The organism is Enterobacter dykesii (genome assembly GCF_008364625.2).
GTDB classification, from domain to species: domain Bacteria; phylum Pseudomonadota; class Gammaproteobacteria; order Enterobacterales; family Enterobacteriaceae; genus Enterobacter; species Enterobacter dykesii.
In genome coordinates this window covers 518,631-542,611 of sequence record NZ_CP126604.1, presented here as the reverse complement: position 1 = coordinate 542,611, position 23,981 = coordinate 518,631, and the positions used below count along the sequence as shown (strand labels likewise).

The 23,981-nt window shown below is 53.5% G+C and carries 23 protein-coding genes, 1 tRNA gene and 1 pseudogene; 9 read left to right on the top strand and 16 right to left on the bottom strand.

Going from position 1 to position 23,981, the window contains the following annotated elements; all coding sequences use genetic code 11:
- Positions 1-7 precede the first annotated feature (7 nt).
- The gene (locus tag F0320_RS02500) at positions 8-1,255 is read left to right on the top strand and encodes a hypothetical protein (RefSeq protein WP_233443228.1); all 1,248 of its coding nucleotides are present in this window, start codon (positions 8-10) and stop codon (positions 1,253-1,255) included.
- A 41-nt stretch (positions 1,256-1,296) separates the two neighbouring features.
- On the opposite strand, the gene F0320_RS02495 is transcribed toward F0320_RS02500, so the two are convergent.
- Together F0320_RS02495 and F0320_RS02490 are read right to left on the bottom strand one after the other, a co-directional pair.
- Entirely contained in the window at positions 1,297-2,691 is a 1,395-nt protein-coding gene (locus F0320_RS02495; RefSeq protein WP_126328915.1) for an MFS transporter, read from the bottom strand.
- A 62-nt stretch (positions 2,692-2,753) separates the two neighbouring features.
- A complete protein-coding gene (locus F0320_RS02490) occupies positions 2,754-3,830 on the bottom strand; it encodes a cellulase family glycosylhydrolase (RefSeq protein WP_126328916.1) in 1,077 nt (358 codons plus the stop codon).
- Positions 3,831-4,015: 185 nt separating this feature from the next.
- On the opposite strand from F0320_RS02490, the gene F0320_RS02485 reads away from it, so the two are divergent.
- Positions 4,016-5,023: a LacI family DNA-binding transcriptional regulator gene (locus F0320_RS02485; protein ID WP_126328917.1), complete on the top strand. Its 1,008-nt coding sequence runs from the start codon at positions 4,016-4,018 to the stop codon at positions 5,021-5,023.
- Here F0320_RS02485 and fosA read toward each other — a convergent pair.
- Positions 5,009-5,434: a FosA/FosA2 family fosfomycin resistance glutathione transferase gene (fosA, locus tag F0320_RS02480; RefSeq protein ID WP_047718350.1), complete on the bottom strand. Its 426-nt coding sequence runs from the start codon at positions 5,432-5,434 to the stop codon at positions 5,009-5,011. The two genes, F0320_RS02485 and fosA, sit on opposite strands and share 15 nt — an antisense overlap.
- Positions 5,435-5,633: 199 nt before the next feature.
- Between fosA and trpS the strand changes: the two genes are divergently transcribed.
- Entirely contained in the window at positions 5,634-6,638 is a 1,005-nt protein-coding gene (gene trpS / locus F0320_RS02475) for a tryptophan--tRNA ligase (RefSeq protein ID WP_126328918.1), read from the top strand.
- Between the two features lie 594 nt (positions 6,639-7,232).
- On the top strand, positions 7,233-7,493 hold the full coding sequence (locus F0320_RS02470; RefSeq protein ID WP_233443229.1) for a hypothetical protein: 261 nt from the start codon (positions 7,233-7,235) through the stop codon (positions 7,491-7,493).
- Positions 7,494-7,503: 10 nt separating this feature from the next.
- On the opposite strand, the gene F0320_RS02465 is transcribed toward F0320_RS02470, so the two are convergent.
- The 4 genes from F0320_RS02465 to F0320_RS02450 all read right to left on the bottom strand — a co-directional run bounded on the left by F0320_RS02465 (position 7,504) and on the right by F0320_RS02450 (position 9,381).
- The gene (locus F0320_RS02465; RefSeq protein WP_126328920.1) at positions 7,504-7,959 is read right to left on the bottom strand and encodes a hypothetical protein; all 456 of its coding nucleotides are present in this window, start codon (positions 7,957-7,959) and stop codon (positions 7,504-7,506) included.
- 21 nt (positions 7,960-7,980) lie between these two features.
- The gene (locus tag F0320_RS02460; protein ID WP_047173258.1) at positions 7,981-8,244 is read right to left on the bottom strand and encodes a hypothetical protein; all 264 of its coding nucleotides are present in this window, start codon (positions 8,242-8,244) and stop codon (positions 7,981-7,983) included.
- On the bottom strand, positions 8,219-8,749 hold the full coding sequence (locus F0320_RS02455) for a DUF2778 domain-containing protein (RefSeq protein ID WP_023295850.1): 531 nt from the start codon (positions 8,747-8,749) through the stop codon (positions 8,219-8,221). The genes F0320_RS02460 and F0320_RS02455 overlap by 26 nt, the downstream gene beginning before the upstream one ends.
- A 164-nt stretch (positions 8,750-8,913) precedes the next feature.
- Entirely contained in the window at positions 8,914-9,381 is a 468-nt protein-coding gene (locus tag F0320_RS02450; RefSeq protein ID WP_095455102.1) for a SymE family type I addiction module toxin, read from the bottom strand.
- Between the two features lie 357 nt (positions 9,382-9,738).
- Between F0320_RS02450 and F0320_RS02445 the strand changes: the two genes are divergently transcribed.
- Positions 9,739-10,770 carry a DpnII family type II restriction endonuclease gene (locus F0320_RS02445; protein ID WP_126328921.1) on the top strand — a complete coding sequence of 344 codons (1,032 nt, stop codon included), beginning with the start codon at positions 9,739-9,741 and terminating at the stop codon, positions 10,768-10,770.
- Entirely contained in the window at positions 10,763-12,031 is a 1,269-nt protein-coding gene (locus F0320_RS02440; RefSeq protein ID WP_126328922.1) for a DNA cytosine methyltransferase, read from the top strand. Before F0320_RS02445 ends, F0320_RS02440 begins: the two co-directional genes overlap by 8 nt.
- A gap of 1,035 nt (positions 12,032-13,066) precedes the next feature.
- Here F0320_RS02440 and F0320_RS02435 read toward each other — a convergent pair.
- The 5 genes and pseudogenes from F0320_RS02435 to rraB form a co-directional block, all read right to left on the bottom strand.
- Positions 13,067-13,403: pseudogene (locus tag F0320_RS02435) on the bottom strand (Arm DNA-binding domain-containing protein); the annotation flags it as partial.
- Between the two features lie 151 nt (positions 13,404-13,554).
- Positions 13,555-13,639 (bottom strand) — tRNA-Leu (locus F0320_RS02430).
- 106 nt (positions 13,640-13,745) lie between these two features.
- Complete coding sequence (locus F0320_RS02425; protein ID WP_126328928.1) at positions 13,746-14,468, bottom strand: topoisomerase II; 723 nt, start codon at positions 14,466-14,468, stop codon at positions 13,746-13,748.
- A gap of 30 nt (positions 14,469-14,498) precedes the next feature.
- Positions 14,499-15,257 carry a tRNA isopentenyl-2-thiomethyl-A-37 hydroxylase MiaE gene (gene miaE / locus F0320_RS02420; protein ID WP_126328929.1) on the bottom strand — a complete coding sequence of 253 codons (759 nt, stop codon included), beginning with the start codon at positions 15,255-15,257 and terminating at the stop codon, positions 14,499-14,501.
- A gap of 46 nt (positions 15,258-15,303) precedes the next feature.
- Positions 15,304-15,729 carry a ribonuclease E inhibitor RraB gene (gene rraB, locus F0320_RS02415; protein WP_029739283.1) on the bottom strand — a complete coding sequence of 142 codons (426 nt, stop codon included), beginning with the start codon at positions 15,727-15,729 and terminating at the stop codon, positions 15,304-15,306.
- Between the two features lie 99 nt (positions 15,730-15,828).
- Between rraB and argL the strand changes: the two genes are divergently transcribed.
- The 3 genes from argL (at position 15,829) to xynR (ending at position 17,783) form a co-directional block, all read left to right on the top strand.
- On the top strand, positions 15,829-15,924 hold the full coding sequence (argL, locus tag F0320_RS02410; protein ID WP_214516355.1) for a putative translational regulatory protein ArgL: 96 nt from the start codon (positions 15,829-15,831) through the stop codon (positions 15,922-15,924).
- Complete coding sequence (gene argF / locus F0320_RS02405; protein ID WP_126328930.1) at positions 15,894-16,898, top strand: ornithine carbamoyltransferase; 1,005 nt, start codon at positions 15,894-15,896, stop codon at positions 16,896-16,898. The genes argL and argF overlap by 31 nt, the downstream gene beginning before the upstream one ends.
- Positions 16,899-17,024: 126 nt before the next feature.
- On the top strand, positions 17,025-17,783 hold the full coding sequence (gene xynR, locus F0320_RS02400; protein ID WP_126328931.1) for a DNA-binding transcriptional repressor XynR: 759 nt from the start codon (positions 17,025-17,027) through the stop codon (positions 17,781-17,783).
- Positions 17,784-17,787: 4 nt separating this feature from the next.
- Here the strand turns inward: xynR and F0320_RS02395 are convergent, their stop codons facing one another.
- The 4 genes from F0320_RS02395 to yagE all read right to left on the bottom strand — a co-directional run bounded on the left by F0320_RS02395 (position 17,788) and on the right by yagE (position 23,909).
- A complete protein-coding gene (locus tag F0320_RS02395) occupies positions 17,788-19,398 on the bottom strand; it encodes a glycoside hydrolase family 43 protein (RefSeq protein WP_126328932.1) in 1,611 nt (536 codons plus the stop codon).
- Between the two features lie 11 nt (positions 19,399-19,409).
- Entirely contained in the window at positions 19,410-20,792 is a 1,383-nt protein-coding gene (locus F0320_RS02390; protein ID WP_126328933.1) for an MFS transporter, read from the bottom strand.
- A 226-nt stretch (positions 20,793-21,018) separates the two neighbouring features.
- Positions 21,019-22,986, bottom strand: a complete 1,968-nt coding sequence (gene yagF, locus F0320_RS02385) for a xylonate dehydratase YagF (RefSeq protein ID WP_126328934.1) — start codon at positions 22,984-22,986, stop codon at positions 21,019-21,021.
- Positions 22,987-23,000: 14 nt separating this feature from the next.
- On the bottom strand, positions 23,001-23,909 hold the full coding sequence (gene yagE, locus F0320_RS02380) for a 2-keto-3-deoxygluconate aldolase (RefSeq protein ID WP_126328935.1): 909 nt from the start codon (positions 23,907-23,909) through the stop codon (positions 23,001-23,003).
- Between the last annotated feature and the right edge of the window lie 72 nt (positions 23,910-23,981).

Here is a 23,981-nt window from a genome sequence, read left to right as displayed (position 1 = left end):
ATCCAGGATGAAGGCCGATTTTCTAAAAATCATTAACCGTAAATTTTTCATTGCCATTATAACCTCGTCCACTTTCGTGACAGGGTGTACATTTAGCGTCATATGGTTCTATCTCGCTAACATTGATCGGCTGGATATACTTTATGATGCGCTGAGCGTGACTAGCGCCCTCGGCATTATATTTGGTTTCACTCTGCTTTCCCTGTTCGGCTTCAGTATCGTTATATTTATTTCGTCTTTCTTACTGTATTTAATCTTCTTATCGAATGAACAATCCTTAAAGCATTATGAAGGTTTACCCTCACGACTCGCGAATGTGAGTCTGATAAATAGCATCATGATTTGCATCGTGTTTATCAGTAGCATGAGTGTTTATTATTTTCTTAACTGGAACGGACCTGGCGTTACAATAGTGGCAATCGGTCTGCTTCTGTTAACGACATGGAGTATGTCGAGATGGCAAATTTTCACCCCTGCGTATGTTAAAATTGATGACACGCTGGAAAAGAAATACCTTAAAACATGGCCGATTAAGTTCGGGTTACCTGCGTTATTGCTCATTCCTGCGTGTGTTCAAGTCCTCCCTCTTCTGTTCGTGACCAACCAGCTTGATTTTAACAGTGAAACGAGCATGCTCGCGCAATTAGCCATTTTCACCGGACTGTCAGTGGTCCTGGCCGTGGTCGGCATTTTCCCTGGGATGATCCTCGTAAGTGAACAGAAAAACATCATCCAGATGATAACGACAATAGTGATTGTCATTCCGGCCCTGGTGTTTCTGATGACGATTTTCTTTAGACCCACTCCGAACTTGATTATCAACATGACCCTCAATCTTTCAGGCATCAGTGACTGGCGTACTCACCAGTATTACATCGAGACACAGACGCATCCACACGCCATGTTTGACGGAGCAACGTGGAACACCCGTTACTATAAAGATATCCCGTCAAGATTTTTTATCACTGGGGTAAATATCTTTTCACTGGGTAATATACAACTCATATGCCCAGACCAGATTAACGCAGCGAGATCGGCAAGTCTGAAAACAACGGCGGATGATTTCGAGGCTTATGATCTCCGTATTAAAGCGCTGAAGCGAACAGCCATGAAATGTATCCCATTCAAAAAAGAACAGATCCATCAATGGGATTCACCGATCTCCGAACCTGTATTTTATCAAAAAGTAAAATCGACAAGCAGTAATAGCATTCTGGATCTCCTGAAGGAGATTAAACCGCCACACGCATCGTAATATAAGAGACCAGACACCTGCCAGGCCGGTGTCTGGCAGCATTAATTTACCTGCATAGGACGAAGGCCCTGCTCTTCGCTACCCCGCTCCCCTTCCCTAATCAACCTGCGCGCCGCCAGCAGCCGACAAATCTCCGCGTGCTTCTCCTCGGTAAAGGTAAAGCGCGACATAAAGCCCATTCGGATCAGCGACCCTATCGCTGGCAGCAGACAAATCCCGAAGAACAGCCCCGACAGGACGCTCTCGCTCTGGATTTGCGCCTGCGGCACGTAGCCGATCATCGTCAGAAACACGCCGATTAACCCGCCGCCCACCGCCACCGACATCTTGCCGGTAAAGGTCTGCCCGGAGAAGGTGATCGCCGCGCAGCGCTTGTGGGTGTGGTACTCAGCGTACTCGATGGTGTCGGCAATCATCGACGAGGTGAGGATGTTGGTCATCATCACGAACAGCGTGCTCAGGCCGAGCAGAATAAACAGCATCGTCACCTGCTGATACCCGACAAACCACATCACCACGCGCACCGCCACGTCCAGCCCGCAGAGGATCATAAACAGCTTCCGCTTCTGCATCTGCCGCGTCAGCATCGGGGCGACCAGGCACAGCACCGCCGCCACGATCCCCATCACGCCAATCGCCATCTGCAGGCTGCCGTCGCCCAGGTTGTTGATAAAGAAATAGATATAGAGACCGCCCGCCACGTTGTGGAACACGCAGAAGAAGAACGACAGCAGGACGATAAACAGCGGCTTGTTCTGGCGCAGATTGTGGAAGGTGTCGCGAATGGTCACCTTTTCCGGGCTCGGCGGCACGCGCTCTTTGATCTGCATAAAGCCGTTGAGCATCAGCGGCAGGCCCACCAGCATCATCACCAGCGCCGCCATAAAGTAGCCTTTGTCATTGCTGTACTGGGCAAAGTAGGCCGCCAGCTTCGGGAAGAAGATGTTGGCGCAGGCGATCCCCGCGTTCACCCCGAGCATCGCCGCCGTTACCGCGCGGGTGCGCTGCCCGGAGTCGTTGGTCATCACCGACGACATCGACCAGAACGGGATATCGGAGATGGCGTACAGCGTCCCCCACAGGATGTAGGTCACCCCGGCGTAGAGGATTTTGGTGGTCATGTCCGCTTCGATTTTATAGAACGACAGCAGCGTGACGCCGGTGATCAGCAGCGGGGCGATCAGCAAAAAGTGGCGAAACTTGCCGAACCGGCTGTTAATGGTGTCCATAATGCTGGCAAAAAGCGGATCGTGAACCGCATCCCAGGCGCGGGCAATCAGGAAGATGGTGCTCGCCGCCAGCGCCGAGATCCCCAGCACGTCGGTGTAAAAATAGTTAATAAACGAACCCACTAAACCAAAGCTAAAACACTGACCTAGACCATAGCCAAAATAGGACCACAGCTCGCGAGACGGTATTTTCATTGTCGTTGCCATTGTTATATGCCTGCCTGGTTGCCCGGCGGTGGTCCACCGGGTCGATATTATTAGCCCTTAACTTACGGGGCGATCTTGCGCAGCTGCTGCATTAATGCGATTTCACGGCGCGAGAACGGAATGCCGTTCTCCTCGAACACGTCGTGGAACCAGAGGCGGCAGTAGTCCGTGGACTCCTTCATCACCACCGGCCACGGCAGCCACGTCTGGGTTTTGCCGCGCACCAGCCCCCACTGGTACGGCGCGACCTTCGCCGCGTACATCAGCGGAAGCTGCTCTTCGATGGTGCTGCCCACGTGGCGCGCCAGCCATTCGGTGCAGAATAGCGGGCGACCGAGCTTTTGCAGCTGCTGGATAATCGCCGTCATGCGGCCGGTGTGGGTGTAGGCGTGGAAGCTCACCACGTCCGAGAGCGCCAGCGCGGTCTGGTCCAGAGGATGCTGGAAGAACGTCTCGCCCTCCTCCTCCGGCGGCAGACGCCACGCGCAGACGGTGAGCGGCTGGGTAGGGTCTTCTTCACGCACCCACTGGAATGCGAGCTTCATCAGCGCGTGGGCGCAGGTCTCCAGCTTCGCGTCGTACTGCACCTCCTGCGTGCCGGAGGCGAAAATGCCGCGATTGCCCGGCTCGTTATAGAGATCCCACAGCAGCACGCGCTTATCCTCGCGGAACTGGCGGACAACGTCGCGGATATAGCGCTCAATGTCTGCCCAGCAGTCGGGATCGCACACCCTGTCGCGCCCCGGGCTCGCCGCCGCCTGGCTGTTGTGCTTGCCCGGCACGGGCGGCTTTTGCGGGCCGAGGTACGGCTCGTCGCCGGAGAAGCCGCAGTCGTCCATCAGGGTCAGCATGGTGCTGAAGCCATGACCGTCGGCCATCGTCAAAAAGCGGTCGATGCGCGCCATCAGCCCGTCGCGGTCGTGCTCCCAGACGATAAACGGCAGGTTGATGCGCAGGGTGTTATAGCCCGCCTCCGCCGCCCAGCCCAGCTCGCGCTCGATGGTTTCGGCATCGAAGGTCTCTTCCTGCCAGATATCGGTCCAGTTCACCGCCGTCGACGGCAGATAGTTAAACCCGCACAGCCAGCCCTTTTGCTCGTACCACGCCTGTGCCTGCTCCCTGCTCCACCGCTCTTTCATTACGCGTCCTCTCACTGATAATATTTAGCTAATAAATATTAGTTGCAGGATAAATGCGCAAATCACGGCGTTGAGAAAAGCGATGCCCCTCACAAAGTTCACGCTTCGATGAATGAGAAACGTGATCGACGGCGCTAAAGCGTGCGGTTAGGGTATGATGCGAAGTCGCGAAAGGGAGAGGAAGGATGAAGCGAAAAACGAAAGTGACGATGAACGATATTGCGCGGGCGGCAGGGGTGTCGCAGGCGACGGTATCGCTGGTGCTTAACCAGTCCCGCAACATCAAGCTCAGCGACGACACCCGCCAGCGGGTGATTAGCGTCGCCACCGAGCTCGGCTACGACCGCCTCCCCGCCGTTCACGCCCCGCGCAACCAGGAAGAGATCGCCCTGCTGGTGAGCTCCATGCAGAGCTTCGACCCGTTTATCGACGCCATCAGCCAGGCGCGGGAAGCGGCGTGGCGCAACGAGACCCTGCTCACCGTCTACGACTACGGCGACGACATCGAGCTGGCGCTAAACATCATTCGCCAGCTGGAGAAGCGCAACTGCATCGGGATTATTCTCGCGTCTCCGGTCACCACGCTGGTGGACATGACGGCCTTCCAGGACTGCACCCGCATCCCGCTTGTGTTGCTCAACCAGCGCGACCCCGGCTCGCCGCTGCTGCCGTCGTTTATCCCGGATGACTACGCCAACGCTTTCCAGGTCACTAAACACCTCATCGCCTGCGGGGCCACGCGCATCGCCCACATCACCGGCGAGAGCTGGATGGAGGCCTCGCGCCAGCGTCTGGCGGGCTACCAGGCGGCGCTGCAGCAGGCCGGACTCGCGTGCGACGATGGCCTGGTGCGGCAGACCAACTGGCAGTTCAGCGAGTCCTTTACCGCGACGGCTTCGCTGCTGGAACTGGCCGAGCGCCCGGACGCCATCTTCTGCGCCAGCGACTGGCTGGCGATAGGCTGCTATCAGGCGCTGGCGGTGAACGGCGTGCGCATCCCGCAAGACATGCTGCTGGCGGGCTACGACGACCAGAAGATTTCCGAACAGCTCACCCCGCCGCTGACCAGTATCCAACTGCCCTACAGCGAGCTGGGACGGCTGGCGGTGGAGTACCTGTGCAATCAGGAAGATGCCGCCACGCACGTGACGCTGGCGGGCAGGCTGAAGGTACGCGCCTCAAGCCTCGTCTGAGGTAAACACCATGCCCGCGTAGGGCTTCTCGCGACACGCCGCCAGCCGCGCGGCGAGGCTGCCCACGTGCAGCTCCAGCTTGTGCCCGTCCGGGTCGAGAAAATAGAACGACGCCCCCTCGCTTTTGTTCTGCTTCCAGACGGTGACGCCCGCCTGCTCCAGCCTTTGCGAGAACGGTTCAAAATCTTCTTCCGCGACGGTAAACGCGTAATGGGTATAGTCGCTCTCCTGCGGCGGCACGTACTGGCGCGCCTCGTCGTACGACAGGCAGACCCACAGATCGCCGCAGGTGAGATAGGCCCCGGTATTCCAGCGGGCGTGCAGGGTCAGCCCCAGCAGCTCGTGCCAGAAGGTGACGCTTTTTTGCAGGTCGCTAACCGCGAGGGTCAGGTGGTTGAGAGATTGCAGCATGACGTGCCCTTTTGTTTTTCGCGCCGGACGTGGTACGGTAAAAGCATGAACATAAACCACGCCGTGCTCACCGTAAACCGCTGGTGGCTGCCTTCTTAAAGGCGGCACGGAGTTGTTTTCCCCATTTTCAGATAGCCGCCGAAAGGCGGCTTTCACATTTCTAAGACCCCTTTCGGCAACTGCACTTTAAGGAGTCTTTATGAACGCACCCACCATCCTCACTGGCGATCGCCCAACCGGCCCGCTGCATCTTGGCCACTTCGTCGGATCGCTGCGCCAGCGCGTTGCTCTGCAGCAGACGCACAACCAGTTTGTGCTGATTGCCGACCTGCAGGGGCTGACCGACAACGGTAGCAACCCGCAGAAGATCCGCGACAACATCCCCGAAGTGCTGGCTGACTACCTCGCCGCCGGCATCGACCCGAACCTGACCACGATCTGCCTGCAGTCCGCCCTGCCCGCCCTCGCCGAGCTGACGATGCTGTATATGAACATCGTCACCGTCGCCCGCGTGGAGCGTAACCCGACGGTGAAAAACGAGATTGCACAGAAGGGCTTCGCCCGCTCGCTGCCGGTCGGGTTTATGGCCTACCCCATCAGCCAGGCGGCAGACATCACCGCGTTCAAGGCCGAGTGCGTGCCCGTCGGCGACGACCAGCTGCCGATGATTGAGCAGACCAACGAGATTGTGCACAAGATGAACAACCTGCTGCCCGCCCCGGTGCTGCGCAACTGCAAGGCGATGCTGAGCGACACCAGCCGCCTGCCCGGCATCGACGGCAGCGCCAAGATGTCGAAATCGCTCGGTAACACGCTGCACCTTTCGGCCAGCGAAGAGACGATCCACCGTGCGGTGAGCGCCATGTACACCGACCCGAACCACCTGAAGGTGAGCGACCCGGGGCAGATTGAGGGGAACGTGGTGTTTACGTACCTCGACGCGTTTCATCCGGACAAGGAGAAAGTGGCGGCGATGAAGGCGCACTATCAGGCGGGCGGTCTGGGGGATCGGGTGTGTAAGAACGAGCTGGAGGCGTGCCTGCAGGAGCTGATTGCGCCGATGCGGGAGCGCAGGGCGATGTATATGCGGGATAAAGGGGAGCTGATGGCGATGCTGAAGCGCGGGACGGAACGGGCGCAGGGGGTGACGCAGGCGACGTTGAGGGAGGTGAAGGTTGGGCTGGGGGTGCCGGTGTTTAGCTAAGGTAGAAATAGCGGTGGAGTGCGTGGGAAGAGTACGAAGCCGCTAACTCGATTATTACGGAAATAAACGAGGCGCAATAAAGTATTAAATCCATTATTAGCCAATGTCGTTTATCATTCTTCCAAGAATGCTATATTCATGGATTCTTTATATGTTTAATGCGCGGCGTAAAATGATATGAGCAAGTTTATTATTTCCATGCTGAATACGTTACTGTGTGTTTTTGTGATTGCACTGTGCCTCATTTGCTTAGGTATTTCTGATAACTGGAAAGAATGCACTCTAGCTATAATCATTATTTTAGGAGGCACACACCTTACTTGTGTTTTACTGAATAGTGTATTGCCTCATAAGTTATCTATCTTAGAAGGAATACTGGAATTATTAGGAGGACCACTACTAGTTATAGGCGCACTTGTGTGCTTTTATGTATTCGAACCCTGGCCGCTAAAAATCATTGGGATGTTTGCGTGGATTGTTTTGATTTTCTTTGTACCTTCAACAATAAGGCCCAGGCGTTAACTCGGTCTATTAATAAACGTATACGTTATTGTTGAGAACACCCTAATCGAAGACGATCTTGATATATGCGGCATGGATGGCGATGCCCTGATTGAAGACTGCGAGGCAGCGTTTGGCGTTACGCTTGTCACTGAAGAAGATGGCTATGAGAAAACTTTTTCCCTCGCTGAAAACGAGTTTCTTTTTAGCACCGAGGGCATAGATTACTTTGGTATCTGCCGCTTGATTCGCAGGCTACGGGGCATTCCCGAACCTGTGATACGCGATTTAACCGTTGGCGAACTCCATGCAGTATTGGTTAAGGCTGTGAAAGAGCAGATAAAGCACGAGTGAATTTTTCTTACTACGGGCATGGGATGACATGCCCGTTACCTATCACTTTGGTCAGTTCAATGTCACCCGTAGCGGTATTAAAGTACAGATAGAAAAAATCTGCGTTTAACCGTTCGGGTTTCGACCAGACCTCCTTCACTTCCAGGCTACGCTTTTCCTTCACATACCCTAACGTTTCGAGATAAGCGCGCAACGGCTCAGCACTGGTAGCGCCTTTAAAAATGATACTGTTTGAAGGTTCGTAACCATCGCCCGAATGCGCCTCAAAATAATAGTCGTCCGTTACTTTTGGGGCGTTCTTAATATCCTTGTCTGTCAGTATCCGGTAGTGGAAAAAATCGTTTTCCGTATAAACGGTCGGCTCATCAGAATCAGATGCCACAAGCCATACAAACAACCATCCGAGGATAAAAACGGTGGCAACCGTGAGCGCACACCACTTGAGGACGCTTAAAAGGATTGTCATAGAAAATGTCCATAAAATGTCTCATCCTTGCCTCAGGTTGCATATCTTTCGGATGATGATCATCAGTAGCGCGGTAACGACGACCATCATCCCACCCAACACCCACAGGAATGATGGGTCTGCTTCACCATCAGCAAACCCCAAACCGGTGCGATTTAAAAAATCATTGCTGGCTTGAGATAAGTAATCGAGCAAGCCTCCCAGAGGAAACAGGACGATAAAGAAGGAAGCAATGAGGCATGCCAGACCAATCAGGAAATTATTTTTTAACTTTGCATGAAGCATAATCAGCCCTTCCTGTCACATCAATACGTCCATATGCCATCAACCCTTTACCACCAGGAACACGAATCTTCTTACGTGCAAGCAAAGATTGTCTGACCAGTTGAAAATCAGGGATATTATAGAACGTTATGCATCCCCACGACTCTCCCTCACCATTGGGCCTCAACGGATGAAGTCTAAATGAACCTCTGTCGACCCCATTCACAAATACGTTATCAGCCATGGTCGAAGCATTAAACAAGCCGAACCATTCAGAATGATCGGTCCCGTTCTTGAAGTCTTTTACAAACCGCTCAACCCGATTAGCAATACTGCCTTCCGGTGCATCAACAATCCAGTACGTACCCACTGGTAATGCAGCATTCCTGATAAAGGCGCACTCAGCAATATTGGTTACAGGTTCAATCCCTGAAAAAACGGGAAATGTCCCAACACCATAAACGTGTAGTTTCAGCCTTCTTCCATCGGCTGAGACATCGTTGTAATCCATCCGACAAATCTGCATAGCAATCCTCCCTGTCGCTTTGCGGAGAATGTTACATCCGATTTATTGGGTGCACCAGCGGAGTTAGATAATTCATTTAAAGAAGAAAAAATACGGACATGTATATTCACGTCCGTATTAACTTATCCTTTTACAGGATAAATGAAGGGAGATTTTAGATATTATTATTCTGCCAGACCATTTCCGCGCTTCACCATAGGTATATCTCCCGTATCATTCAGCGCTCCCGGAAACGTTTTTAACCACTGGGCGACTTTCTGCTTATTTATATTCACCACGCTCATACCTTCCAGGCATCCCCATAATTCTCTTGTATGCTGTGGGGTAATCACAATGCAGTCTTTCATAGCGCGTATTTTAACCGGCATGCCGTTGATAAAGCCCGCGCGGGTTAACCAGTCTCCGCCCAGAAGAAGGTATTTCATGTCTATGCGCGCATACAGTTCGCAGCAGGCGGCACTATCCTGCGGCGTTTCCGCGCGAGGGTGGACGGGCGCCGCGTTGGGCTGGTTGCCGTGAAGACGGCGGGCGCTGTTTTTGCGTACCAGCTCGCGGTTTTCAATCATGCCGGTGAAAGCGTCTGATTCTGTTTTGCAAACAGTAAACTCTGGCTTAAAATTCGTCGCAGCCATTTTCAACTCCCTTATAGTTGGTTGTGGTTAGCGGTATGGGGGTGTTGCAGCACCTTCATATCGCGAATCTCTAGTTACTTCCCCTTTCATAAAACCTTTTTCGTTAGGTTTTATTTATATTACCCATCATACTACTAAATATAAAAACAAAAGCAACCTTATCCATTAATTTATTAAAAATGAGAGGGTGATTCAGAAAATAATTATTTCTTTCATTCAATACTATAGCCATAAAAAACATTTGACATTAAAAATAATTTTTTGCTATTTACAAAAGTTATGCTTAACCCTAACAATTAAAACAAAGATGATTTTTTTATTATACAATGTTAAAATAAGAAGAAAAGGAGAATGAAAATGTATCAACGTACCATTGAAGAATTAAGACAGCACGCAGTAAATTGGTGGCCACAAAGCATTGTAGATGAACAATCTAGCACAAGTATAATTCCACAACTATTAGCGAGCCAAGACGATTTCATATCTATACTATCCCTTTATAAAGATAACAACCCACAAACATTGTTCACACTTATTGAATCAAGTGGCATGCCTGCTAATCTTTTTCTTAAACATCTTTGTGTTATCCTGGATTATGGCGGAGAACCTATTCAACGCTTAGGACGTGAGTTTGCCTCGATTTTCGAAAAAAATACTGAATCAAATGAATTTAAAATGTTTATTACATTAGATACTCAAGAAATTGAATATCGATTTGAGGCTCTACCTGTAAAGGGACTAAATAACACTAAACTTAAATTAGATGGTGAAAGTCTTCAAACACCACATGCGTTAACTTCGATATATAAAGATATGATAATGATTTTGATGTACGGAGCATTTAGCTCCTCTGCTGAACATGCTAACCTTTGCGCATGTGATATGGCTGCACGAGTGGGAGTGAAAGAAGTTTTAGATGAATATATCAAACAGCGTTACATTTATGTAAGTAAAATTACTGGGGGAGCAAAGGCTAACACCAGCGGACAACTGTTACAAAAATACGTTAAATCATTTATCTCAGAAAACCTAGGTTCAGATTACTCTGTAATAAGTAACGGAAAAATACTTCTCCATACAAACTCTGGTGAAATAAGAAGTCCGTTTGATATTGTTATAAAAAAAGATAGCAAAATTATTGGAATTGAAATAAGCTTCCAAGTTACAACCAACAGCACCATTGAACGTAAGGCAGCCAGCGCTCATAATAGAATGGTAGACATGCATAATAATGGATATCATATTGCCTATATAATTGATGGTGCAGGGAATTTTCAGCGAAGATCTGCTGTCTCCGTAATTTGTGAGTATAGCGATTGTACTGTTGCATTCTCTAATGAAGAATTATCACTGCTATGCAATTGGGTTAGAGAGGTGTTAAGTGATTAAATTTATTGACCTTTTTTCTGGAACTGGCGGAATACGCTTGGGCTTCGAACAAGCCATGAATCAGCTTTCTATAAAACACGAATGTGTCTATAGCTGCGAGATTGACAAAAAAGCCTGCCTCTCTTATCAATTAAATTTTGGTGAAAATCCATATGGTGACATAACCAAAGTTGATGCCAGTACATTACCAGATTTCGATTTTCTTCTGGCTGGTTTTCCTTGCCAGGCCTTTTCTCACGCTGGGCAGAGAAAAGGTTTTGAAGATACTAGAGGAACTTTATTTTTTGATGTTGCAAGAATATTAAAAGAAAAAAAACCAAAGTTTTTTTTATTAGAAAACGTGCGCGGTTTAATTAGTCATGACAAAGGTAATACATATAAAGTCATTGAAAACACGTTAAAAGAACTAGGATATGGCGTTGACTATCTTTTGCTCAATAGTAGTTCTTTTTCAGTACCACAAAATAGAGTTCGCATTTACATTTTTGGTGTGCTTAATACTCAACCTAAAATGTCATTAAGAACTAATCTCGGTGCTGTAGATTCGCATGATTTTAAAAATAAAGTCAAAGAATTTAACAACATAAAATATATCAAAGATATATTAGATCCGATCGTCGATGAAAAATACGTATGTAGCCAAAAATTCCAAAACATGATTAGAAAGGCTCATCCGGACCTTAATGAGATCCATGGATATCGCCTCATTGATTATAGAGGTGGAAAATCACTTCATTCATGGGAATTAGGTATAAAAGGTGAATGTACGCCTGAGGAAATTAATTTCATGAATCTTTTAATATCCAACCGGCGTAAAAAAATATTCGGGACACACAAGGATGGTAAGAGCCTTTCTAAAGAGCAAATAATGACTTTTTACTCTTCTATTGATTTTGATGAAGTGACAAAGTCATTAATCCAAAAAGGTTATTTATCGATAAAAGATGGTTTATATAATCCGGTTTGTGGGAATATGTCTTTTGAAGTTTTCAAATTCTTAGATCCAGATAGTATTAGTATTACTTTGACGGCTTCTGATAGTAATCGATTAGGTATATATCATAATAATATACTACGAAGGATTACGCCAAGAGAATGCGCTAGAATACAAGGTTATCCTGAGTCCTATCTATTGCTTGAAGATGATAATGCAGTCTACAAGCAAATGGGGAATGGTGTATCAGTACCTGTTATTAAAGCAGTAGCTATCGACTTTATTGAAAATAATATTATTAATATAGAAACAAAACGAGCAATATGAAATGAGATAATACCAATTTCAGCACAATAAAAGAAAAAATTTCTGTAATGAAGGCGTAGATTTACGCCTTCTCACCATAAAAGATCATTGAAAATATCATAGTATAATTTACATATACGTTTCAAGATGTCATCTTGCCATGATTATTTTACTTTTTATTTCCGGATTGATTAAGAAAGTGTTACACTGGAAAATAATCAAGGTTAAAAATTTATATGCACTATAGTAATTCATTACTAATATCTAAATATTTATACATACTGAACCGCCATCAATTTCAGTTAATTTATATATGCCAGTCAGATTATTTTATTATTACTGCTATCAACTGGATAGTTATTATTAATTAAGAATTAACCTTACTCAATACCAAAACAATAAATATTAATGATGCATTGTAAATAATAATCCATGATTATTCGAGTAGATATAAAATATAAAGCCCAGTTAAAGAGGTTAATTATCACCTCGATTAGAGTGAAGGCGGACTCAAAAAACCTCCAACTAAATAAAATCCAAATAATAAACAATAAACTTAATTTCAAGTTATCATTTTTATACTCTCATTACCATGACACCCATTTCATCAATAACCCATTGATTATAATAAATATTCTCCACTTGGACTTTATTTATTTCAACCAAGATAGTGAAGTTTTAGATAAATATCCATGCCGTTCATTCATTATTTTTTGAGGATTAGCAATCAATAACTTTTGAATGGTGAATATCTTCCATTCACTTTACTACTATGCATAATTGATTTTAGTATTCATTCCGTCACAATATTTTTATATTGCAACAAACTCCGGATTCTGCAGTTTCTCATACTATCAGTCATGTCGATGTTTTTTGTAACCCAACAATACAATAAATAAAAAATAAATCAGATGAATTTTAATATAATTAATTCATTTTCCAATAACATACTCATCTGCTCCAAAAGAATATTTAGTACCACTCCCCTCTGCGAAAGCGGTAAAATCGCCGCAAACTGGATAGCCCGAATATAGGTATTTAAACATCTTCACATCATCGCTTGTTACCGGCATACCATTCACGAGTGATAGCTTCGAAAAATCCATGCCCAAAAATTCTCGACCTCAGCTTCTTTCTATTCTGCTTTTGGGTCAATGCCCTAGACTATCAGTTTTAGCTTCATTACGCTTTGTTCTTGCATGCGCAAGCGTCAAAATAGACCAAACACCAAAAGTGAGATGATCCACTTTTTTCTGAGGGACGTCTGTATTTCATGTGCCATTATTTAATGACCTTTGGCCAAAACCTTTAGATAGAAACCCCTTCCATACGACATTTTGTATGTTTTATGTTCTGGGTTTGCAGTCTCGACCTGTCTGGCGTTGAGCTTCATCTGAGGGCACATTTCTTATCGAAGTTAAGATGCCCCCAATGATATCCGGATTTCTACGGACTATCACGGACAACTCAGGACGTAAAAATCGCTGCAAGCGTTGATCTTAAAGGGTTTAATGGACTTTCTCGGATGATCTTGGAAGTACTAATGGTGCCGAAGGCCGGACTCGAACCGGCACGTATTTCTACGGTTGATTTTGAATCAACTGCGTCTACCGATTTCGCCACTTCGGCACTGAAGGGGATGCGGAAACGTTGTGGATTATACCTGTCGCGCGCCGCCATGCAAGCGACGACGCGCTAAACCCGCGCTAAGTGCCCAAAAAACCAGCGCCCTTTGTCACTCCAGCTCAGACACCGCCAGCCGAATCACACCCGCCGCCTTCTGCTCCGGCAGCGCCAGCACCTTCGCCCACATCTCCTGCACCATATCGCAGGAGAGCTTCTCTTTGCCCGCCGCCTTTTCCGGCATCTGCAGCAACTGGATGTCCTCGCCGTACTTATCGGCAAGCACCTTCATAATCGGCCGCACGTCTTCGACTGCCGCCTCGCGCTCGGCCGGGGTCACGGTGTGGCGATTTTTGCCGTAGGCCGCGCGCATCATGTCGGCGTCGGCCTGCATGCGCCGCGCCATCAAATCTTTATCCAGCATGCGCATCGGGTTGATGCCGCCCTTCACCATCGGGTAGAGGAAGCGGAAGCAGGCGTCGTTGCTCACCTTCTGGATGGCGGCGGTCTGCTCCATGTTGATGGTCATGTAGTTCACCACGTTGGCGTCCGGGGCGTTTTGCAGGCGCGTCATCTGCAAATGCAGGATCTGCGGCTGAATGGTGTCGATAATCTGCTGCTCCGGCTCGCCCGCTTTTTGCAGGGCGGCCATCTGGTCGAGGATGCGCTGATGCAGCGCGGGCTCCTGCTCCTTAATCACCTGCCAGGCGGGCATCGCGTTAAGGGCGGAATCCATCTGCCGTTCCGGCGCGCGCTGCCTGTCGAAAAACACCCAGAACGCCACGGCGGCGGCCACCACAACAACCATCACGGTACGGGTCCACGTTTTATTCATCTCGCATCCTTATCCTTGAGTTGTGCCGGTTTACACCGGCACGCCGCTGTGGAAGCGAAACTCGTGGTCCGGTGTCGAGATAAGTGTGGCTTCAATTTCGCCAAAAAGCTTTATGCGCGGTGAGATATCGTCGTCGCTCACCTGCCGGGCAAGCGTCAGGTAGTCCTGATAATGGCGCGCTTCCGAGCGCAGCAGCGAAAGATAGAACTTCTGCAGGTCGTCGTCGAGGAACGGGGCCAGCGCGGCGAAGCGTTCGCAGGAGCGGGCTTCGATGTAGGCGCCGCAGATGAGCTTGTCGATCAGCGTCTGCGGTTCGTGGGTGCGCACTTCTTTCAGCATCCCTTTGGCGTAGCGGCTGGCGGTGATTTTGACGTACGGAATGTTGCGGGCCAGCATCGCCTCGCGCACCTGCCAGAAGTGGTGCAGCTCCTCTTTAATCAGCAGCACCATGCTGTCGATAAGCGCCTGGCCCCACGGATCGTCGGTTTTGGGCATCACGCTTTTGCCAATCTGCCTGTGCAGGGCGATGAAGTCCGGCTCCGGGCCGTCGCGGAAGGTGAACTGTTCGTAGGGCTTGAGCCAGTCGAGCAGCGCGTCGGCACCGCTTTCGTCGGCGACGTATTTACGCACCAGCAGCAGCGCGGTCTGGGCGGCCTTGAGCTCGCATACCATGTGGTCGGTGAGCAGCAGCGACAGGTTCACCGGGTCGCGGGCTTTATCAATCCATGCTTGCGGGGTCGGGCACTGGAGGAAGTTGAGTACGGGGGCGAGTATCTGCGGGTAATCCATGGTTCTGCCTTGAAAAAGCGGTGGCGCGCGCCACCGCCTGAAACGCTTAGTGACGCACGCCATCGTCGTCTTCGTCGACGTAATCTTCGTCGTCGCCTTCTTCGCCGTCTTCACCGTTCGGATCTTCGAAGTAGGTTCCCCAGCCGTCGTATTCCACTTCAAACTTCTCGGCCAGGTTCATCAGCTGTTCGACCTGCGCGTCGATCAGCTCCGCCTTCAGCGCGCCTTCGCTCAGGATGTCGCAGCAGATGACGGTGTCGCCCTCTTCCACTTCCAGCTCTTCCGGCTCGGTCACTTCGTAGCCCAGCTTGAAGGCTTCTACCGCCAGTTTTTCCAGCGCGTCGAAATCATCCGCAGAGAAATGGTGCTCGATGGTGTACAGCGCGTCCGGATCGCTACCGTCTTCCAGCAGTTCTTCAATAATCAGACGCGTCTCTTCGCGTTGCTCTTCCAGGTGTTCCGGGTTTGCCATGGCTCAATCCTCTTTAAAGTGCGGCAGATACTTCTATTTTCACACACGGACGGGTTTGCCTCCACCTTTGTTGGAAAGAATTGTGAAACGGGGTTGCAAATGAATAATTACACATATAAAGTGAATTTTAATTCAATAAGTGGCATTCGCCATGTGAGGATAAAATGTCTGATCTGTACAAGAAACACTTTCTGAAATTGCTCGACTTTACCCCTGCACAGTTCACCTCTCTGCTGACCCTTGCCGCACAGCTCAAAGCCGATAAAAAAAAGGGCAAGGAAGTACAAAAGCTTACCGGTAAAAACATCGCGCTCATCTTCGAAAAAGACTCGACCCGTACACGTTGCTCTTTCGAAGTTGCCGCATTTGACCAGGGCGCGCGCGTTACCTATTTAGGGCCGAGCGGCAGCCAGATTGGGCATAAAGAGTCAATTAAGGACACCGCGCGGGTGCTCGGGCGGATGTACGACGGCATTCAGTATCGCGGCCACGGCCAGGAAGTGGTCGAAACGCTGGCGCAATATGCGGGCGTGCCGGTGTGGAACGGGCTGACCAACGAGTTCCACCCGACGCAGCTGCTGGCGGACCTGCTGACCATGCAGGAGCACCTGCCGGGCAAGGCGTTTAACGAGATGACGCTGGTCTACGCGGGCGACGCGCGCAACAACATGGGCAACTCGATGCTGGAAGCGGCGGCGCTGACCGGGCTGGACCTGCGCCTGGTGGCCCCGAAAGCCTGCTGGCCGGAAGAGAGCCTGGTGGCGGAGTGCGCTGCGCTGGCGGAGAAGCACGGCGGGAAAATCACGCTGACGGAAGACGTGGCGGCGGGCGTGAAGGGTGCGGACTTTATCTATACCGACGTGTGGGTGTCGATGGGCGAAGCCAAAGAGAAGTGGGCGGAGCGGATTGCGCTGCTGCGCGGGTATCAGGTGAACGCGCAGATGATGGCGCTTACCGGCAACCCGGACGTGAAGTTCCTGCACTGTCTGCCGGCGTTCCATGACGACCAGACCACGCTCGGCAAGCAGATGGCGAAGGAGTTCGACCTGCACGGCGGGATGGAAGTGACGGACGAGGTGTTTGAGTCGCCGGCGAGCATCGTGTTTGACCAGGCGGAAAACCGGATGCATACGATTAAGGCGGTGATGGTGGCGACGCTTGGGGAGTGATTGACTCCTCTGCGGTCTGGTGCCCTCTCCCACGGGGAGAGGGAGAACACCGGCTCCATTTCATTGATTTTTCACCCCGAAAAAGGTACGTTTTCGCCTTAATTCCAGCGTGGACATGCCAGCATTATGCCGATTATTCAGTCTGTTGAACGTGCGTTGCAGATCCTCGACCTGTTCAACGAGCAGGCCACCGAGCTTAAGATCACCGACATCAGCAAACTGATGGGGCTGAGCAAGAGCACCCTCCACTCGCTGCTGAAAACCCTGCAGCTTCACGGCTATATCGATCAGAACCCGGAGAACGGCAAATATCGCCTCGGCATGAAGCTGGTCGAGCGAGGTCATTTCGTCGTGGGCTCCATCGATATTCGCCAGAAGGCGAAAGGCTGGCTGACGGAGCTGTCCCAGCGGACCGGGCAGACGACCCATCTGGGGATCCTGGACGGGCGTGAAGGGGTTTATATTGAGAAGATTGAAGGCAAGCTGGCGGCCATCGCCTATTCGCGCATCGGCCGCCGCCTGCCGGTTCACGCCACCGCCATCGGCAAGGTGTTGATTGCCTGGCTGGGCGAGGCCGAGCTGAACGCCCTGCTGGAGGGTTATCAGTACACGACCTTTACGCCCGCTACCCTTGCCTCACGCGAAGCGTTAATGACCGCCCTGACGCAGACCCGCGAGCAGGGTTACGCCATCGACCGCGAAGAGAACGAGCAGGGCGTGCGCTGCGTGGCGGTGCCGGTGTGGAACCATGAATCCCGCGTCATCGCCGCCCTGAGCCTGTCGACGCTGACCTCCCGCGTGGACGACGCCGAGCTGGCTAATTTCCGCGAGCAGCTTCAGCAGGCCGGGCTCGAGCTATCACGCGCGCTGGGCTACCCGGCCTGAGCCGTTAGATCGGCTCGTAGGTGAAGTAGTCGAAGTCCGCGTGGCAGCCGTCGCCGCTGATATCCTCGCAGTGCAGCCCCACAAACGCGCCGGTAAAGAAGCCGCGCCCGCCGATGTAGTCGTCCGACAGCTTCCACGCCTCATAGGTGACCGGCACGGCGTGCCACGTCTCGCCGTCGAACGAGTAGCTGTAGCGGTAGACCAGCGTATCCACGTCCACCCGCAGCCAGACGCTCTCCGCGCTCTCCGGCACCGGAATCGGCTGCTCGTGCAGCGGCCATGACGGCACGTTGTGGTCGAGCTGGATAACCTTAATCGTTCTGCCCTGCCCCTCCTCGTAGTCCACAAAGCAGTAGCTCCAGTTTTTACTGTTGTAGTAGCAGGTCAGCCCCGCGCTCTGCTGGAAGTGGACCGGCGAAAACTGCATCCGCGTCTCGGCCCGGAAGGCGAAGTGCTGCCAGCGGCGCGCCACCGTTGACTGGGTGAAGGTCGAGTTGAGCGAGTCGTTGCCGTAGAGCCGTAAATAGCCCGGCCGCGCGGTGAGCGAGCCGAGGGTGTCGTCGAACGGGATGCGCAGGGTCTGCAGTTCCGGGTCGAGCGAACTGGAGTCAAAATCCTCCCGCCAGTTGCCCGGAATGGATGCAGGATGCTCGGCCACCTGTGGGCCTTTCACGATCAGCTGCGCGTGCTTGCCGCCTTCCACGTACGGCCAGCCGTCGCGCCATTCAATGCGGGCGATGCCGGTCTCGCGCCCCAGCGGACAGTAGCCGCGCCCGCAGGAGGCCAGCAGCGGCACGCCGGGCAGGCGCAGCGGGCGGCTGGTGAGGTAGGCCATGTACCATTCCCCGGTGTGGATCTGCAGCAGCGAGCCGTGGCCGCTCTTCTGCAGCGGGTTCTCCGGCAGGTGCCAGCTGGTCATCATCGTCACGTCCGGGTGCAGCTCGTACGGCCCGTCGATATTTTTGGAACGCAGCACCACGACGGCGTGCTCGTAGCTGGTGCCGCCCTCGGCGACCATCAGGTAATACCATCCCGCGTGGCGATACAGGTGCGCGCCTTCGGTGTAGCAGAGCGGCGTGCCGGTAAACAGCGTTTTGCGCTCGGGCGAGAGGGTGCCGGTCTGCGGGTCAAACTCCTGCATCACGATGGTGTTGTGCGGATTGCTGTGGTGGCGCGGCCCCCACGGGCGGTAGATATAGTATTTGCGGCCATCGTCGTCGTGAAACAGGGACGGGTCAAACCCGCCGTTGCCCATCGGGATCGGCTCGCTCCACGGCCCCTCAATGGACGGCGCGGTGACGAGGAAGTTGCGGCCGTTTTTCCACGGCGAATCGACAATCTTCACGTCGGTGTAGAGCAGCCAGAACCTGCCGTCGGCGTAGCTCAGGCACGGCGCCCAGATGCCGCCGGAGTCCGGGTTGCCCTTCATGTCCAGCATCGACACGCGGTCCAGCGGCGTGCTGACCAGCGACCAGTTTTTCAGGTCGCGGGAGTGGTAGATGCGCACGCCCGGGAACCACTCGAAGGTCGAAGTGGCGATGTAGTAGTCCTCGCCCTGGCGGCACAGGGACGGGTCCGGGTTGAAGCCGGTGAGTATCGGGTTAGTGATTTGCATAGTGCCTCCGGTTAATGGGATGCGGCTGTCGCGGCGTCGGGAACGGCCTCGCCCTGCGATGCGCGGTGCTTGATCAGCTGCTGGCTGATGGCCTCCACGCGGGCGTCGGTGAGCTTGTAGAACGACAGCATGATGAACATGCCCGCGTAGAGCACCACCGGCACCACGCAGAACAGAATTTTGATGGTGGTGAGCACCTCCACCGGCTGCACGCTGCTGCTGGCGGAGTAGTTCACGTACGCCAGGATCCAGCCCACTACCGCCCCGCCAATCGCCAGGCCAATCTTCAGGCTGAACAAATAGGTGGAGAACACCAGCCCGTCGAGGCGGCGACCGCTGCGGCTCTCCTCGTAGTCCACCACGTCAGAGGCCATCAGCCACTGCAGCGGCGTGGTGGTGTTGAAGACGAACAGGAACAGAATGTTGAGGGCGAAAATCAGGGCGATGTGCTCGGCCGGGGTGACGAAAATCAGCAGGCTGATCAGCGAGTAGGCGACGATGATCCACTTGAAGGCGGTAACGCGGTCGAAGCGCCCCAGCAGGCGGGAAGAGCAGAGCGAGCCGAACATGGTAGCGAGGCTGCCGTAAAGTAAAAACTGGGTCGCCATCTCCGGGTGATCCATCACGTATTTCACGAAGTAGAGCGTCGCCCCGCCGCGCACCACGTTGGAGCAGGTCGCCATCATCTTGAACGCGCACATGATCCGCCACTGGGTGTTGCCCAGCAGCAGCTTAAGATCTTTCGCCACCGACGAGCCCGGCTGCACCTCAAAGGTATAGCGCTCTTTGGTGGTAAAGAAGCAGACGTAGAGCAGCACCACGCCGCTCAGGCCCAGCACGCACATGGCGCCGAAATAGCCCAACTGCTCGTTCCCTTTACCGATGATGCTCACCAGCGGCAGCGCGATGCCGCTGATGGCGAGCGAGCCCGCCGCCGCCAGGAAGAAGCGCCAGGACTGAAGGGCGTGCCGCTCTTTCGGGTCGGCGGTGATGACGCCCGGCATGGCGCAGTACGGGACGTTAACGAAGGTGTAGACCAGGGTCAGGAGAATGTAGGTCACGCAGGCGTAGATGATCTTGCCCTGCGCGGAGAAGTCCGGCGTGTAGAAGGTCAGCACGCAGACGATGCCAAACGGGATGGCGCCCCACAGCAGGAACGGGCGGAACTGGCCGTGCCGCGTTCGGGTGCGGTCCACCAGCAGCCCCATCAGCGGGTCGGTGACGGCGTCGAGCACGCGGGAGACCAAAAACAGCGTACCCATAATGCCCGCCGACAGGCCGAAGACGTCGGTGTAGAAGTAGGCCAGCAGGAACATCGTGGCCTGCCAGACGAAGCCGCAGGCGGTGTCACCGAGCCCGTAGCCAATTTTGTCTTTCATGGTTAATTGCGTCATCAGAATTACACCCTTATGTAGTGTGCTGAATTACAACATCGTGTTAATGGAGTGTAATGAGCTGTTCAATTAACCAGCAATGGTCATATCTTATTTCTGAATTACGTTATTTTGCTTTTGTGACGCCAACGATATATCTCAAATCATTGTTTATATTGCTAAATAACAGAAATGACAAAGCCGTCCACGGAATATTTCCCGCAGACGGTTTTATCTCAGAAAATAATTAAATGCCGAGCGCTTTTTTACCGGCGTTAATTACCTCAATAATTTTATCGGTGTCATAAATACAGCCTTTCCAGGTGCCGCCGCTCACCGACTGCAGTGCCGCCCACAGCCGGGTATCGTCCGGCAAAAAGTCATGGGCGTGCAGATCCGGGTGCGTCTGCCTGACTGCCAGTTCGCGCGCGCCCTCTTCCGGCGTCAGCGGGTTGTCCGCCGTGCCGATAAAGTTCACGCTGCCAGTTAACGTCAGACGATCCACGGCAATCTCGATGATGTCGTTATCGCGCAGCTTGCCAATCGGCCCGCCCGCCAGAGCCTCCGGCGACACGTGGCCGAAGCAGGCGCCCGTAGACACGCCTGAGAAGCGCGCATCGGTGATGAGCGACACCGTCTTGCCCCACGAGATATGCTTCAGCGCGGAGGTGAGCTGATAGGTCTCTTCCATGCCGGTGCCGGACGGCCCGCCGCCGATAACCACCATGATATCGCCCTGCGCAATCTCTTCCCGCTTGATGGCCTTGATTGCCTGCGCCTCCGAGACAAACACCCGCGCCCGGCCGGTGTGGCGGTACACGCCATCTTCGCCCACCACCGACGGATCGATCGCCGTGGCCTTGATCACCGATCCTTCCGGCGCGATGTTGCCCGTCGGGAAGCAGACCGTCGAGGTCAGCCCTTTCGCTTTTGCCTTCTCCGGCGGCAGGATCACGTCATCCGGATCCACGCCGTCCTGCTCGCGCAGGCACTGGCGGAAACGTGCCCGACGCTCGGATGCCTGCCACCAGTCGAGGTTCTCGCCCACCGTCTGGCCGGTTACGGTCATGGCGTCCAGATGCAGCAGACCGAGATCGCGCAGGTGGAGCATCACCTCCGGCACGCCACCCGCGAGGAAGGCACGCACGGTCGGGTGATAGTCGGGGCCGTTGGGCAGCACGCTCACCAGGCGCGGCACCCTGCGGTTAACGCGCGTCCAGTGTTCAACGTCCGGGATCGTGCAGCCCGCCGCGTGGGCGATGGCAGGAATGTGCAGCAGTAAATTGGTGGAGCCGCCGAACGCCGCGTGGATCACCATCGCGTTTTCGATGGCTTTGTCGGTGAGGATATCGCGCGTGGTGATGCCGCGGTTATCCAGCTCGCTCACCGCGCGCGCCGACTGGCGGGCGATCTCCAGCCACACCGCCTGTCCGGACGGAGCCAGCGCGGAGTGCGGCAGCGCCAGGCCCAGCGCTTCCGCGACCACCTGCGAGGTGCCCGCCGTGCCGAGGAACTGACACCCGCCGCCCGGCGAGGCGCAGGCGCGACAGCCCAGTTCGGCGGCCTCCTGCAGGGAGAGTTCATGGTTGGCGAAGCGAGCGCCGATGGTCTGCACCTTGCCCGCGTCTTCCCCCACGGTTGGCGGCAGCGTCGCCCCGCCCGGCACCAGAATGGTCGGCAGGTCGTGCATGGAAGCCAGCGCAATCATGGTGGCGGGCAGCCCTTTATCGCAGGTTGCCACGCCGATCACCGCCCGACGCGTCGGCAGGGAGCGGATCAGGCGGCGAAACACGATCGCCGCGTCGTTGCGGTACGGCAGGGAGTCGAACATGCCGTGCGTCCCCTGCGAGCGCCCGTCGCACGGATCGCTGACGAAGGCCGCAAACGGGATCCCGCCGTTGCGGGTGATCTCCTTCGCCGCCGCCTGCATCTGCATGCCGATCTCCCAGTGGCCGGTGTGGTAGCCGAGCGCGACCGGGCGTCCGTCTCCGGCGCGGATGCCGCCTTGGGTGCCGATAATCAGCACCTCTTTGCCGGTCAGCTTGTTGGCGTCCCAGCCCATCCCGGCGTTCTGCGTCATGCCGAACAGGTTGCCGCTAGGAGATTCCATCAGCATCTGCGGGGTCAGCGGCAGCGCGCCCTGCGGCCCCGCCGCGTGGGTGATCACCGCATAAAACGCGTCGTCCTGCGGGGTGAAAATGTTCTCGATGGTCATGGTTATCGTCCGGCTCAGCAGAGCTTGAGCTGTTGCAGCAGGGTTTTCAGCTGCGCCTTGCGCGGCTCGTCCAGCGGTGAGGCGGGCGGCAGCACGTGCGTGGAAATCGGGCGGCCGCAGAGCACAATCGCCTCTTTAATGACGTTCACAAACGGCGTATCCAGCTGATACATCTGCGGTATTTGCAGCAGGGTCTGATGATACTCAGCCGCTTTCGCCACGTCTTTATCCCGCCAGGCTTTCAGAAGATTCACCGACACCTGTGGGGCAAAGTTCCCGCTCGCCGAGATCGCCCCGTCGCCGCCGAGCAGCAGGGTATTAAAGAGGTGATCGTCGTAGCCGCAGAGCACCGTGAAGTGCGGATGAGCGGCTTTGACGGTATGGATCATGCTGCGCAGGTGGGCGACGGAGTCGATGGTGTCTTTGATGCCGATAATGTTGCTGCGCGAGTCGGCCAGGGTTTTGACCAGCGCCGGAGTCAAGTCCTGCCCGGTCAACGCCGGGAAGTTATAGAGCATCACCGGCAGCGTGACGCTGTCGGCCACCTGCTCGAAATAGCGGATCAGGTTCGCTTCCGACACTTTCCAGTAGTAGGGGTTAATCACCACGATACCGTCCGCGCCCGCCTGCTGCGCGTGCTGGCTCAGTTCAATGGTTTCCCGGGCGTTGGTGCCGCCGGTGCCGATCAGGACCGGCACGCGACGATCGACGTGATCGATAGCAAAGCGGGCAATGGTTTTGCGCTCTTCGGCGCTAAGCTGGGAGAACTCGCCGCCGCTGCCCAGGAAGAACAGGCCGTCAACGCCTGCCTTGATGAGATCGTCGATCAGCGCGGCGGTGCCCGGCTTATCGAGCTGGCCGTCGGCGGTAAAGATGGTGGAGACAGGGGGAATGATTCCCGTGAACAACGCGGACTGCGGCATGAGATCTCCTTGCTGAATCATTTTGTTCTACATTATAGAACAGCGTTCATTAAATTAACGATCATACTATGA

Coding starts and splice junctions, on each gene's coding strand:
- F0320_RS02500 (WP_233443228.1), top strand. CDS start 8: ATGAAGGCCGATTTTCTAAAAATCATTAACCGTAAATTTTTCATTGCC.
- F0320_RS02495 (WP_126328915.1), bottom strand. CDS start 2,691: ATGGCAACGACAATGAAAATACCGTCTCGCGAGCTGTGGTCCTATTTT.
- F0320_RS02490 (WP_126328916.1), bottom strand. CDS start 3,830: ATGAAAGAGCGGTGGAGCAGGGAGCAGGCACAGGCGTGGTACGAGCAA.
- F0320_RS02485 (WP_126328917.1), top strand. CDS start 4,016: ATGAAGCGAAAAACGAAAGTGACGATGAACGATATTGCGCGGGCGGCA.
- fosA (WP_047718350.1), bottom strand. CDS start 5,434: ATGCTGCAATCTCTCAACCACCTGACCCTCGCGGTTAGCGACCTGCAA.
- trpS (WP_126328918.1), top strand. CDS start 5,634: ATGAACGCACCCACCATCCTCACTGGCGATCGCCCAACCGGCCCGCTG.
- F0320_RS02470 (WP_233443229.1), top strand. CDS start 7,233: ATGGATGGCGATGCCCTGATTGAAGACTGCGAGGCAGCGTTTGGCGTT.
- F0320_RS02465 (WP_126328920.1), bottom strand. CDS start 7,959: ATGACAATCCTTTTAAGCGTCCTCAAGTGGTGTGCGCTCACGGTTGCC.
- F0320_RS02460 (WP_047173258.1), bottom strand. CDS start 8,244: ATGCTTCATGCAAAGTTAAAAAATAATTTCCTGATTGGTCTGGCATGC.
- F0320_RS02455 (WP_023295850.1), bottom strand. CDS start 8,749: ATGCAGATTTGTCGGATGGATTACAACGATGTCTCAGCCGATGGAAGA.
- F0320_RS02450 (WP_095455102.1), bottom strand. CDS start 9,381: ATGGCTGCGACGAATTTTAAGCCAGAGTTTACTGTTTGCAAAACAGAA.
- F0320_RS02445 (WP_126328921.1), top strand. CDS start 9,739: ATGTATCAACGTACCATTGAAGAATTAAGACAGCACGCAGTAAATTGG.
- F0320_RS02425 (WP_126328928.1), bottom strand. CDS start 14,468: ATGAATAAAACGTGGACCCGTACCGTGATGGTTGTTGTGGTGGCCGCC.
- miaE (WP_126328929.1), bottom strand. CDS start 15,257: ATGGATTACCCGCAGATACTCGCCCCCGTACTCAACTTCCTCCAGTGC.
- rraB (WP_029739283.1), bottom strand. CDS start 15,729: ATGGCAAACCCGGAACACCTGGAAGAGCAACGCGAAGAGACGCGTCTG.
- argL (WP_214516355.1), top strand. CDS start 15,829: ATGAATAATTACACATATAAAGTGAATTTTAATTCAATAAGTGGCATT.
- argF (WP_126328930.1), top strand. CDS start 15,894: ATGTCTGATCTGTACAAGAAACACTTTCTGAAATTGCTCGACTTTACC.
- xynR (WP_126328931.1), top strand. CDS start 17,025: ATGCCGATTATTCAGTCTGTTGAACGTGCGTTGCAGATCCTCGACCTG.
- F0320_RS02395 (WP_126328932.1), bottom strand. CDS start 19,398: ATGCAAATCACTAACCCGATACTCACCGGCTTCAACCCGGACCCGTCC.
- F0320_RS02390 (WP_126328933.1), bottom strand. CDS start 20,792: ATGACGCAATTAACCATGAAAGACAAAATTGGCTACGGGCTCGGTGAC.
- yagF (WP_126328934.1), bottom strand. CDS start 22,986: ATGACCATCGAGAACATTTTCACCCCGCAGGACGACGCGTTTTATGCG.
- yagE (WP_126328935.1), bottom strand. CDS start 23,909: ATGCCGCAGTCCGCGTTGTTCACGGGAATCATTCCCCCTGTCTCCACC.